The sequence below is a fragment of the Pseudomonas sp. F220 genome, assembly GCF_057813935.1.
Genome location: NZ_JBVASJ010000001.1, coordinates 152,330 through 164,315, shown reverse-complemented (window position 1 = coordinate 164,315; position 11,986 = coordinate 152,330). Strand labels below are relative to the sequence as shown.

Annotated in this window: 9 protein-coding genes and 2 tRNA genes; 7 read left to right on the top strand and 4 right to left on the bottom strand. The window is 58.5% G+C overall.

All coding sequences use genetic code 11. From position 1 onward, the window contains the following. The first annotated feature begins 30 nt into the window (after positions 1–30). From hfq to ACZYSM_RS00705, 7 genes are all read left to right on the top strand, one after another. Positions 31–291, top strand: coding sequence for an RNA chaperone Hfq (gene hfq / locus ACZYSM_RS00735; RefSeq protein WP_419117040.1), 261 nt, complete (start codon positions 31–33; stop codon positions 289–291). A gap of 12 nt (positions 292–303) precedes the next feature. Beyond that, entirely contained in the window at positions 304–1,605 is a 1,302-nt protein-coding gene (gene hflX, locus ACZYSM_RS00730; protein ID WP_489067879.1) for a ribosome rescue GTPase HflX, read from the top strand. A 96-nt stretch (positions 1,606–1,701) separates the two neighbouring features. After that, complete coding sequence (gene hflK, locus ACZYSM_RS00725) at positions 1,702–2,880, top strand: FtsH protease activity modulator HflK (RefSeq protein ID WP_489067877.1); 1,179 nt, start codon at positions 1,702–1,704, stop codon at positions 2,878–2,880. Beyond that, positions 2,880–3,749 (top strand): protease modulator HflC, encoded by an 870-nt coding sequence (gene hflC, locus ACZYSM_RS00720; protein ID WP_489067875.1) that lies wholly within the window; start codon positions 2,880–2,882, stop codon positions 3,747–3,749. Before hflK ends, hflC begins: the two co-directional genes overlap by 1 nt. 276 nt (positions 3,750–4,025) lie before the next feature. After that, the gene (locus ACZYSM_RS00715; protein ID WP_489067873.1) at positions 4,026–5,213 is read left to right on the top strand and encodes an ATP phosphoribosyltransferase regulatory subunit; all 1,188 of its coding nucleotides are present in this window, start codon (positions 4,026–4,028) and stop codon (positions 5,211–5,213) included. 54 nt (positions 5,214–5,267) lie between these two features. Further along, positions 5,268–6,560 (top strand): adenylosuccinate synthase, encoded by a 1,293-nt coding sequence (locus ACZYSM_RS00710; protein ID WP_489067871.1) that lies wholly within the window; start codon positions 5,268–5,270, stop codon positions 6,558–6,560. 138 nt (positions 6,561–6,698) lie between these two features. Continuing rightward, entirely contained in the window at positions 6,699–8,633 is a 1,935-nt protein-coding gene (locus tag ACZYSM_RS00705) for a methyl-accepting chemotaxis protein (protein WP_489067869.1), read from the top strand. 121 nt (positions 8,634–8,754) lie between these two features. Here the strand turns inward: ACZYSM_RS00705 and ACZYSM_RS00700 are convergent, their stop codons facing one another. The 4 genes from ACZYSM_RS00700 to ACZYSM_RS00685 all read right to left on the bottom strand — a co-directional run bounded on the left by ACZYSM_RS00700 (position 8,755) and on the right by ACZYSM_RS00685 (position 11,908). Then, positions 8,755–10,320 carry an ABC transporter permease gene (locus tag ACZYSM_RS00700; RefSeq protein ID WP_489067867.1) on the bottom strand — a complete coding sequence of 522 codons (1,566 nt, stop codon included), beginning with the start codon at positions 10,318–10,320 and terminating at the stop codon, positions 8,755–8,757. Then, positions 10,320–11,345 (bottom strand): extracellular solute-binding protein, encoded by a 1,026-nt coding sequence (locus ACZYSM_RS00695; RefSeq protein ID WP_489067865.1) that lies wholly within the window; start codon positions 11,343–11,345, stop codon positions 10,320–10,322. Before ACZYSM_RS00695 ends, ACZYSM_RS00700 begins: the two co-directional genes overlap by 1 nt. 222 nt (positions 11,346–11,567) lie before the next feature. Continuing rightward, positions 11,568–11,654: transfer RNA gene (locus ACZYSM_RS00690), tRNA-Leu, on the bottom strand. Between the two features lie 167 nt (positions 11,655–11,821). Next, positions 11,822–11,908: transfer RNA gene (locus ACZYSM_RS00685), tRNA-Leu, on the bottom strand. Positions 11,909–11,986 lie beyond the last annotated feature (78 nt).

Genomic DNA, 11,986 nt, shown 5'->3' with positions numbered 1-11,986 from the left:
TTATTATTGATCCTTAAAGGAGTGCGGCACATGTCAAAAGGGCATTCGCTACAAGACCCTTACTTGAATACTTTACGTAAAGAGAAAGTTGGGGTTTCCATCTATTTGGTCAACGGGATCAAGTTGCAAGGTCAGATCGAGTCCTTCGATCAGTTCGTGATCCTGCTGAAAAACACCGTCAGCCAAATGGTTTACAAGCACGCTATCTCGACAGTGGTGCCGGTTCGTCCAATTCGTTTGCCTAGCGCAACCGAAACCGAACAGGGCGACGCTGAGCCAGGTAACGCCTGATAGGAGTCTCCTTTGTTCTTTGAGCGCCACGGTGGTGGTGAGCGGACAATTCTCGTTCACTTGGATGGTCAGGACCCTGAGGCGCGCGAAGATCCGCAGGAGTTTCAGGAGTTGGCTATATCGGCTGGCGCCGAGACCGTTGCGTTTTTTAACGTGCCGCGTCATCGGCCAACCGCTAAATACCTGATTGGCAGTGGCAAGGTCGAAGAGTTACGCGACCTGGTCAAAGCCGAACAGGTAGATCTGGTGATTTTCAATCACATCCTCACGCCCAGTCAGGAACGTAACCTCGAACGTGTTTTCGAGTGTCGCGTGATTGACCGTACGGGTCTGATTCTCGATATCTTCGCCCAACGCGCACGCACTCATGAGGGCAAGCTCCAGGTCGAACTGGCCCAGCTTGATTACATGAGTACGCGATTGGTTCGTGGCTGGACTCACCTTGAACGGCAGAAAGGCGGTATCGGTCTGCGCGGCCCGGGTGAAACCCAACTCGAAACTGACCGGCGTCTGCTGCGGGTTCGTCTGCGGCAGATCAAAGGGCGACTGGAAAAGGTCCGCAGCCAGCGTGAGCAATCGCGTCGCGGCCGCAAGCGTGCTGACATTCCGACGGTTTCACTGGTGGGTTATACCAACGCCGGCAAATCGACGCTGTTCAACGCGGTGACCGACTCCGACGTCTTCGCGGCCAACCAGCTGTTCGCCACCCTCGATCCGACCCTGCGCCGGCTTGAGCTCGACGACCTCGGTCCCATCGTGCTCGCCGATACCGTGGGCTTTATCCGCCATCTGCCGCACAAACTGGTCGAGGCTTTTCGGGCTACGCTCGAGGAGTCGAGCAACTCCGACCTGTTGCTGCACGTGATCGATGCCCATGAGCCTGAGCGCATGGCGCAGATTGAACAGGTCATGGTGGTGCTTGGCGAGATCGGTGCTCAAGACTTGCCGATCCTTGAGGTCTATAACAAACTCGATTTGCTCGAAGGCGTTGAGCCGCAGATCCAGCGTGATGCCGATGGCAAACCGCTACGGGTCTGGTTGTCGGCGCGGGACGGTCAGGGTCTGGATCTGCTCAAACAGGCTGTCGCAGAATTGCTCGGCAACGATTTGTTCGTCGGCACCTTGCGCTTGCCGCAGCGTTTTGCTCGACTGCGTGCTCAGTTCTTCGCCTTGGGCGCAGTACAGAAAGAAGAACACGACGAAGACGGCATCAGTTTGCTGGCTGTTCGCTTGCCACGGGTCGAGTTGAATCGACTGGTGAGTCGCGAAGGAATGCAACCGCTGGAATTCATCGAGCAACACACTTTGCAATAAAAGCCTGAAAAAGCGGTTGTGCCGCTGTGGCAGGCATTCTGTAGCATTGGTCGGCGCGCCGTGGGTGCGTCTTTGCTTTATCAGATGGAGAGCGCTATGGCTTGGAATGAGCCGGGTGGCAACTCGAATAATCAGGATCCTTGGGGTGGTAAACGCCGCAATAATGGCGACCGCAAGGGGCCGCCAGATCTCGACGAGGCCTTCCGTAAGCTGCAGGAAAGCCTGAATGGGTTGTTCGGTGGTAGCAAGAAACGTGGTAGTGACGACGGCGGTAGTTCGGGCAAGGGTGGTGGTTACGGCTTGCTGGGTATCGGTCTTGTCGTGCTGGCGGCCATCTGGCTGTACAGCGCGGTTTACGTAGTGGACGAGCAGGAGCAGGCCGTAGTGCTGCGCTTCGGCAAGTACTATGAAACCGTCGGCCCGGGTCTGAACATCTACTTCCCGCCGATCGATCGCAAGTACATGGAAAACGTCACGCGTGAGCGTGCCTATACCAAGCAGGGTCAAATGCTGACTGAAGACGAAAACATCGTCGAAGTGCCGCTGACCGTGCAGTACAAGATCACCAATCTGCAGGACTTCGTGCTGAACGTCGATCAGCCGGAAATCAGCCTGCAACATGCGACCGAGAGCGCCCTGCGCCATGTGGTGGGTTCCACCGCGATGGACCAGGTGCTGACCGAAGGTCGTGAATTGATGGCCAGCGAAATCAAGGAGCGTCTGCAACGCTTCCTCGATACCTATCGCACCGGTATCACCGTCACTCAGGTCAACGTTCAGAGCGCTGCTGCACCGCGTGAAGTCCAGGAAGCCTTCGATGACGTGATCCGCGCTCGTGAAGATGAGCAGCGCTCGCGCAACCAGGCTGAAACCTACGCCAACGGCGTCGTGCCGGAAGCCCGAGGTCAAGCCCAGCGCATCCTTGAAGATGCCAACGGTTACCGCGATGAAGTCGTCTCTCGTGCCAAGGGTGAGGCTGATCGCTTTACCAAACTGGTGGCTGAGTATCGCAAAGCCCCTGAAGTGACCCGTCAGCGTCTGTATCTGGACACCATGCAGGAAGTCTTCAGCAACACCAGCAAGGTTCTTGTGACCGGCAACAAGGGCGGGCAGAACAATCTGCTTTACCTGCCGCTGGACAAGATGATCGAAGGTGGTGGTCGTAGCGGTACTGCGCCGGTAACGGGCGCGGCAGCAGCTGGCAGCAACGATGTGAGCACGCGCAGCGCAGCGGATTCGCAGCAACAGCAAACGCGTACCAGGGAGAGTCGCTGATGAGCAATAAATCGCTGATCGCCCTTATTGTCGGCGTCGTCGTGGCTATCGTTGCCTGGAACTGCTTCTACATCGTGGCTCAGACAGAGCGAGCGGTGTTGCTGCAGTTCGGTCGCGTGGTTCAGGCTGACGTTCAGCCGGGCCTGCATGTGAAAGTGCCTTACGTTAACCAGGTGCGTAAGTTCGACGCGCGCTTGATGACACTTGATGCACCGACACAGCGCTTCCTGACGCTGGAAAAGAAAGCCGTTATGGTCGATGCCTACGCCAAGTGGCGCGTGAAAGATGCCGAGCGCTTCTACACCGCGACATCCGGCCTCAAGCAGATTGCTGATGAGCGCCTCTCGCGTCGTCTGGAATCGGGCCTGCGTGACCAGTTCGGTAAACGTACCCTGCATGAAGTGGTTTCCGGTGAGCGTGACGCGCTGATGGCTGACATCACTGCTTCGCTGAACAAAATGGCTGAAAAAGAACTGGGCATCGAAGTTATCGATGTTCGGGTCAAGGCCATCGATCTGCCGAAGGAAGTGAACCGCAGCGTGTTTGAGCGTATGAGCACCGAGCGTGAGCGTGAAGCTCGCGAGCATCGCGCCAAAGGTAACGAGCTGGCAGAAGGCATTCGTGCCGACGCCGATCGTCAGCGTCGCGTGCTGCTGGCTGAGGCTTATCGTGAGTCGGAAGAGGCTCGCGGTGATGGCGACGCCCAGGCGGCCTCGATCTACGCCAAGGCCTACGGTCAGGATCAGGAGTTCTACGCGTTCTACCGTAGCCTGCGTGCCTACCGTGAAAGCTTCGCGAACAAAACCGACGTCATGGTTCTGGACCCAAGCAGTGACTTCTTCCGCTATCTGGAAAAAGCCAAGCCTTGATGGCGCACCCCGCCGGGCGGCTAAAGCGCTTGGCGGGGTGATCCTTTGGGAAAACGAGTGTATGATGCGGCAGCCGGGAAATTCCCGGCTTTTTTGCGTCTGCACGTTTGATTGGCTGAAGTTCGTTTAAGAACCCGGCAAGATTTTTCGAGGAAAGTGATGTGTAGCCTGGGTTTCAGGCTGTAGTTCGGCTGGGCTCGCGCCGAATGCAACACTTTCTGCTTCACTCAAGGCTCGCCCAAAAGCGTGCCGCCCGGATCACAGGGGAATGGCGTAATGGCAACGGTAGACCGCTGGCTGCTGCCAGATGGCATCGAAGAAGTACTACCACCGGAAGCAGCGCGCATCGAAGTCGCGCGTCGTCAGGTGTTGGATCTGTTCCAGAGCTGGGGCTATGAGTTCGTCGTCACCCCGCATATCGAATACCTGGAATCGCTGCTGACTGGTGCAGGCCAGGACCTCGATCTGCGGACCTTCAAGGTGATCGACCCGCAGTCGGGTCGGCAGATGGGCTTTCGCGCCGACATCACGCCGCAGGTGGCGCGCATCGATGCGCACACCCTGCGGCGCGAAGGTCCGAGCCGTCTATGCTATGCCGGTAGCGTTTTGCATGCGCAGCCACGCGCTTTGTCGTCCTCGCGCAGCCCGATTCAACTGGGCGCGGAGTTGTACGGCGATGCCAGTCCGAGCAGCGACGTTGAAGTCATCAGCTTGATGTTGGCGATGTTGCAACTGGCCGACGTGCCGGATGTGCACATGGACCTCGGTCATGTTGGCATCTATCGCGGTCTGGCCCGTGCCGCCAGTTTGTCCGGTGAAGTGGAGCAACAGTTGTTCGACGCCCTGCAGCGCAAGGCGATCGATGAAGTCATTACCTTGACCGAAGGCCTGCCTGCCGATTTGTCGGGCATGCTACGGGCATTGGTTGATCTGTGTGGCGGTCGTGAAGTGCTGGCTGCGGCCCGCGAGCGTCTGGCCAATGCGCCGACGCCGGTTCTGACCGCGCTGGACGACCTTCTGGCGATTGCCGAACGTTTGTCCGCACGTTTCCCTGAGTTGCCGCTGTACTTCGACCTGGGTGAGTTGCGCGGTTATCACTACCATACCGGCGTGGTGTTTGCGGTGTTCGTACCGGGTGTTGGCCAGTCCATCGCTCAGGGCGGTCGTTATGACGATATCGGCGCCGACTTCGGTCGTGCCCGTCCGGCGACTGGATTCTCTACCGATTTGAAAACCCTGGTGACCCTGGGGCGTGCTGAAATCGAGCTACCGTCTGGCGGTATCTGGATGCCTGACAGTACGGACGCGGCACTCTGGCAGCAGGTTTGCCAGTTGCGCAGTGAGGGTCAGCGTGTCGTTCAGGCGTTGCCTGGGCAACCTTTGGCCGCCGCCCGTGAAGCGGACTGCGACCGGCAATTGATTCTGCAGAACGGGCTTTGGCAAGTATTGCCGCTGGCTTCTTGAGTTTTCCTGCCGGCCGTTGCCGGCACCAAGTTTGCGCGAATGAGGACAAGTGTTATGGGTAAGAATGTCGTAGTCCTGGGCACCCAATGGGGTGATGAGGGCAAAGGCAAGATCGTTGATCTGCTGACCGAACATGCTGCCGCCGTAGTGCGCTATCAAGGTGGCCACAACGCGGGTCACACTCTGGTGATTGACGGCGAGAAAACCGTCTTGCACCTGATCCCGTCGGGCGTACTGCGCGAAGGCGTGCAGTGCCTGATCGGTAACGGTGTGGTGGTTGCACCTGACGCCTTGCTGCGTGAAATCATCAAGCTGGAAGAGAAGGGCGTACCGGTGCGCGAGCGCCTGCGTATCAGCCCGTCCTGCCCGCTGATCCTGTCCTACCACGTGGCGCTGGACCAGGCCCGTGAAAAAGCCCGTGGCGAGCTCAAGATCGGTACGACCGGTCGTGGCATCGGCCCGGCATACGAAGACAAGGTTGCACGTCGCGGCCTGCGTATCGGTGACCTGTTCCATCGTGAGCGTTTCGCCGCGAAGCTGGGCGAGTTGCTGGATTACCACAACTTCGTACTGGTCAATTACTACAAAGAGCCGGCGATCGACTTCCAGAAGACACTCGACGAGTGCATGGAATACGCCGAGCTGCTGAAGCCGATGATGCTCGACGTGACTGCCGAACTGCACGACTTGCGTCGCGCAGGCAAGGACATCATGTTCGAGGGTGCCCAAGGCTCGCTGCTGGACATTGACCACGGTACTTATCCGTACGTCACCAGCTCCAACACCACGGCTGGTGGCATCGCTACCGGTTCGGGTTTTGGTCCGATGTACCTGGATTACATCCTCGGCATTACCAAGGCTTACACCACTCGCGTTGGTTCGGGTCCATTCCCGACTGAGCTGTTCGATGACATTGGCGCGTTCCTGGCCAAGCGTGGCCACGAGTTCGGCGCTACCACTGGCCGTGCCCGTCGTTGCGGCTGGTTCGATGCCGTGATCCTGCGTCGCGCTATCGACGTCAACAGCATCTCCGGCCTGTGCCTGACCAAGCTCGACGTGCTCGACGGTCTTGAGACCATCAATATTTGTGTGGGCTACAAGAACCAGGATGGTGCAGTCATCGACGCACCGACCGACGCTGACAGCTACATCGGCCTGGAGCCAGTGTACGAGCAAATGCCGGGCTGGACCGAGTCGACCCTGGGTGCCAAGACCCTGGAGGAGCTGCCTCAGGCTGCTCGCAACTACATCAAGCGCGTCGAAGAGTTGGTCGGCGCGCCGATCGACATTATTTCGACGGGTCCGGACCGCAACGAGACTATCGTTCTGCGTCACCCGTTCGCTTAATAAGTCGTTGATGTAAAAGACAAAGGGCCCTTTATGGGGCCCTTTGTCGTTTCTGTCTGTTGGGCGGCACGACCTTTGCTGTGATTATCCTTTCCAGGGTGCCATCAATTTAATGGCGCCAAAGTAGAGGGATTTCCTGTGTCGGCCGTTCTCTCACTGTTACAAAGCCGTTTGCTGCGGCCTGTATTCGTTACGCTTGGTATCGCGCTTTTGGTGCAGGTGCTGGTGGCTGTGGCTTTGACTCGGAGCACAGTGACCGCATTGGAAGCCGATCTCGGTAATCGCCTGGGCGTCGATAGTCAGAAGCTCTCTGGCGAGCTCGAGCAGGCGGGACGCGAAGTCACGTCGAGCCTCGACAGCCTGTCCACCAGTACCCGTCAGCGCCTCACGGCGGGCCTGTCCTCGCGACTGAAAGAGGAGCAGGTGCAACTGCGTGCGACGTTGGAGAAGGATTTGAAGGACTCGGCCAATGACATGGCCCAGCTTCTTGCTTCTGTGGCTCCGCGCGCGATGTGGGACAGCGACGTCCCGACCCTTTCCGAGTTCGCTCGACGTGCCCAGCGTAATCCCAACGTGCTGTTCGTGGTCTATGACGACGCCACCGGCCAACACCTGACTCGCTATATGAATCGGGAAAACCCGATCAACAAGGCCCTGCTGGAAAAAGGCCAGGGCGAGCGAGCGATGGATAAAGTGCTGAATGCGGCGAAAAACGATCCATCGGTCTACTACCTCGAGGCCTCGATCAGTCCCAATGGGGTGGAAATCGGCAAGGTCTTGATGGGCGTCTCCACGGCGTCAGTCGAGACTGATCTGGCGGCGCTGGATAAGCGCTTCTCTGCTTTGATCGCCAGCAGTGACCAACTGGTTGACGATAGCCTCAAGGGCGCGGCGGCTGATAGCGCCACGGCGATGCGAGCGCGATTACAGTCGGCGCAAGCCACCGCGTCGCAGATGAAGGACAACACCACCAGCACCGTGCAGGAAGCGGCAGCAACCTTGCGCTGGCGGATCGGCATGGGCCTGGCGTTGGTTGGTTTTGGTGTCTTGTTGTTGCTGGCGGTGGTGCTGGGGCGTCGGGTGGTCAACCGGTTGCATCTGTTGATCGCCGCGCTCAATGATCTGGCGGCCGGTGAGGGCGATTTGACCAAGCGCGTGCAGCTCAACAGCAAGGACGAGATCGGCGAAATGGCCGCGGCGGTCAATCGCTTTGTGGATAAGTTGCAGCCGATAGTGCGCGAGGCGGGCGATGTGGCGCAGCGCACGGGTGTAGAGATCGGCGCCATGACCTTGCGCAATGCGGGTGCCGATGCGGCGGCAGCGTCGCAGCGAGACGAGGTGGCAGAAAGCTTGCGCGCGTTGTCACAAATGGCCGATGAGGCACAGGCCGAAAGTCATGCCATGCAGGCGGCTTTGAAACAAGTGGTGGATATCCGTCAGGCGACCGACGAGAACACGCGTACATCCGCGCAGGTCGGGAGTCTGATTGAAGCGTTGGCCGGGCAAGTGGAAACCGGCGCCAAAGTGATCGAGCGCCTGGCGCAACAAAGCGAGCAGATTGAGGTGGTGCTGACGGTGATTCACGGAATCGCCGAGCAGACTAACTTGTTGGCGCTGAACGCAGCCATCGAAGCGGCGCGTGCCGGTGAAACCGGACGCGGCTTTGCGGTGGTGGCCGATGAGGTTCGGGCACTGGCGAGCAAGACCCAAAGCTCTACCGGCGACATCCAGGCGCATATCGGCGCCTTGCAGCAGGGTGCGCGTGAAGCGGTAGCGGCGATTGGCCAGGCGGGTCGTCAGGCCAGCGAAGGTTTGCTGGTGTTGCGTGATAGTGCGCGGTTGCAGCAGTCGGTGCAGTCATCGGTTGAACAAGTGCACGCAGCAATTGGTCTGGCTACCCAGGCTGCCGCCCATCAAGCGCGGGGTGCACACGCGGTACGCGGGCGGGTTGAAACCATCCATGCTCAGGCGGAGCGCGCGGCTCAGGCGGTGGTGGAGACAACCGCCAGCGGCAAAGTACTGGATGGTCTGGCGGCGCAGTTGAAAGCGAGCCTGGGGCAGTTCAGGGCCTGACTTGTTGTCTGGGTTATCGCATTCGCGAGCAAGCCCGCTCCCACATTTGATCTCTGCTGCTCACAAATAGTGTGCTGACAGAAGACCTAGTGTGGGAGCGGGCTTGCTCGCGATGACAATCTCAGCGGCTCAGATACATCCGCGTCGTCAGCAAGTAGACCGGCAACCCCGACACCAGAATCAACAACGCCGCATAAGGTGCCGCTGCCGCGAATTCAACATTCGCCGTATGTGCCCAGACTTCCGTCGCCAGTGTGTTGAGTCCGGTCGGGCTGAGCAGCAAGGTAGCCGTGAGCTCCTTCATCGCATCTAGAAACACCAGTGCAAACGCTGCCCCTAGTGCCGGGAAGATGATCGGTAGAGTCACCCGGACAAACGCGCTGAAGGAAGACGCTCCGAGGGTTCGGGCGGCTTCTTCCAGCTGCGGCGCAGCCTTGTTCAGGGCGGTGCGGATCGGCGCCTGCGCCAGCGGCAGAAACAGCAGCGCATAGGCGATCAGCAGTAGAGCTGACGTCTGATACAGCGCTGGTACATAGTGCAGCGCGAAGAACACTAGCGTCAGTGCGATCACTAGTCCCGGCAGCGCATGCAGCAAGTAGGGCAGGCGCTCTGCCCACAACGCCAGTCGGCCTTTATAGCGCACCACCAGCAAACCAACCGGCACGGCCAGCACCAGGCACAGCGCTGCGCCGCACAAAGATAACGACAGCGAAGACAGCAGGGCTTCGCTAATGGCGGCCACCGGGAATGCTGCCGACGAGCCCACTGCCAGCCAATACGCCAACATGCCCAAAGGAATTGCGCTGCCAATGATCGCGAGCAACAGGCAGTACAGCTGACCGACAGTTGCCCATTTTCCCAGGCGAACCTGCTCGGCATGTCGCGCCGCGCCTTGGCCGATCCGCACGTGACGGCCCTTGCCGCGAACCCGCAACTCCAGCCACAGCAGCACAAGACACAGCGCGAGCAATACAGCAGACAGCATCGCTGCATTGGCGTTGCTGAATTCCAGTTCGAACTGTTGGTAGATCGCTGTGGTAAAGGTTTTCAGGCCGATGATCGACAGGGCGCCGAACTCCACCAGCATGTGCAGGGCGATCAGCAGTGACCCGGCCAATAAAGATGGCCAAAGCAAGGGCAGGGTAATCCTGAAAAATACACCCCAGCGGTTTTGCCCCAGCGTTCGCGCGGACTCTTCCAGCGATGGATCGAGGTTGCGCAGCGTAGCTGCCACCGGCAAGAAAACCAGCGGGTATTTGGATAGCGTCATAACCAGAATAGCGCCGCCCAAACCTTCGAAATTCGCGCTAAGCGAGACCCAGGTAAAACTGCTGATAAAGGCTGGCACCGCAAATGGCAGGCAGAGCACCACGCCCCACAAGCGGCGACCGGGCAAGTTGCTGCGCTCCAGCAGCCAGGCCAGCGACAGGCCGATCACTGCACAGGCCAGAGTAACGCCGACCATCAGCAGTAGCGTGTTGCGCAGCAGGCCGAATACGTAGGGCCGCCACAATAGATGCAATGCCTCAGCCCAGCCTGCCTGCCAAGCCTTGAGCCCGACATACAGCAATGGCAGCAGGCTTAGGGCGACCAGCAGCAGAACCGGCAGTAGCAGCCAGATCGACGGGCGTTTGCGCCGTGGCGCATAGCCTCCATGCGAGGCGGAGGCGGGCAGCGATGCGCTCATCAGTTCAGGCCAACGTCACGTTCCAGGTCCAGTGCTTGCTCTGCATTGCCCAGATCCGCCGGGGTTACATTGGGTGGTTGCAGTTCGCTGAAGGGTTTCAGGCCTCGGTCCGACTCCATGCCCTTGCGCAGCGGGTATTCCGCCGAAGTTTGGGTGATGACGCGCTGGCCTTCTTCGCTGGCCATGAAGGCGAGGAATTGCTGGGCTTCTTGCGGATGTTTGCTGGACTTGAGCACCGCCGCGCTGGAGACGGTGATCAGCCCGCCGACATCGCCGCCAGTGAAGTAGTGCAGTTTTGAGTCGAGCTGACCTTTTTCGCGCTGCAAGGCGAACCAGTAGTAGTTGTTCACCAGGACGCTGGCGACTTCGCCATTCTCCACGGCTTTCAAGGCCACCATGTTGTTGCTGTAGATCTTGCCGAAGGCGCGCAGGCCGGTCAGCCATTCTTCGGCGGCGTCCATTCCGTGCACTTTGATGATCGCCACGGCCTGTTCCTGGAAGGCGCCACTGGTTGGGACGAAGCCGACTTTGCCTTGCCACTCCGGTTGGGAGAACTCCATGACTGATTTTGGCAGGTCTTTTTCGGCGATCAGTTTCGGGTTGAACGCGACAACCCGAACCCGTGCGGTGACCCCCATCCAGGTGCCATTGCCGGCAACGTATTCTTTAGGCAGGACATCGAGGGTGGTGGTGTCTATCTTGGCCAGTAGGTCTTGTTCGCCGAGCTTATTCAGCGGTGGTGATTCTTCGGTGTAAATCACGTCGGCCGGGGAGCGATTACCTTCTTCGACGACCTGGCTGGCGAGCTGGTTGCTGCTGCCTTTGCGCACGTTGACGTGAATGCCGGTCTTGGCTTCGAACGCCTTGGCGATGGCGTCGCCTACTTCCTTGTGTTGACCATTATAAAGCGTCAGAGAAACCGGATCGGCCGCCTGGGTGAGAGGAGATGTCAGGGTCAGGCCCAGCAGAGTGATGGTCAGGCCGCGCAGAAGGGATGTTGAGAGCAGGGTATTTCGAAACATCATTCGCAGGATTCCTCACTGTCGTATCGCAAAAACTTGTAACAATGATAAACGATATTGTTTCTCATGTGCGCTTGGAGGCGGAGGTTTGGACTTTGTGGGTCTAAAGGGGGTATTGAGTTGAGGGTGTTGGGGGTAGGCTTTGCAGATTCGAACGCCAGAAACGCAAAAACCCGCTTTCGCGGGTTTTTGTGAAACTTCAAAGCGATGCTCTGAAGTTTGAATTGGTGCCCAGAAGAAGACTCGAACTTCCACGACCTTGCGGTCACCAGCACCTGAAGCTGGCGTGTCTACCAATTTCACCATCTGGGCAGTATCAGCAGCGTTGTCCGCTGTTGATGGAGCGCACTATACGGAGAGCGTTTTGATCTGTAAACCCCTGTTTTGGTTTTAATAAATCAAATACTTAGAATGCCAAAAACCCGCTTTCGCGGGTTTTTGTGAGAGTCTGAAGATTCATGTAATCTCCAGCTCTAAATTGGTGCCCAGAAGAAGACTCGAACTTCCACGACCTTGCGGTCACCAGCACCTGAAGCTGGCGTGTCTACCAATTTCACCATCTGGGCAATATCGACAACGTCTCCGTCGTCGATGGCGCGCACTATACGGACCACCTATTTAACTGTAAACCCCTGTTATCAAAA

What these genes read in the sequence shown, in the direction of transcription:
- hfq (WP_419117040.1), top strand. Translation starts at nt 31, where the DNA reads ATGTCAAAAGGGCATTCGCTACAAGACCCTTACTTGAATACTTTACGT.
- hflK (WP_489067877.1), top strand. Translation starts at nt 1,702, where the DNA reads ATGGCTTGGAATGAGCCGGGTGGCAACTCGAATAATCAGGATCCTTGG.
- hflC (WP_489067875.1), top strand. Translation starts at nt 2,880, where the DNA reads ATGAGCAATAAATCGCTGATCGCCCTTATTGTCGGCGTCGTCGTGGCT.
- ACZYSM_RS00715 (WP_489067873.1), top strand. Translation starts at nt 4,026, where the DNA reads ATGGCAACGGTAGACCGCTGGCTGCTGCCAGATGGCATCGAAGAAGTA.
- ACZYSM_RS00710 (WP_489067871.1), top strand. Translation starts at nt 5,268, where the DNA reads ATGGGTAAGAATGTCGTAGTCCTGGGCACCCAATGGGGTGATGAGGGC.
- ACZYSM_RS00700 (WP_489067867.1), bottom strand. Translation starts at nt 10,320, where the DNA reads ATGAGCGCATCGCTGCCCGCCTCCGCCTCGCATGGAGGCTATGCGCCA.
- ACZYSM_RS00695 (WP_489067865.1), bottom strand. Translation starts at nt 11,345, where the DNA reads ATGATGTTTCGAAATACCCTGCTCTCAACATCCCTTCTGCGCGGCCTG.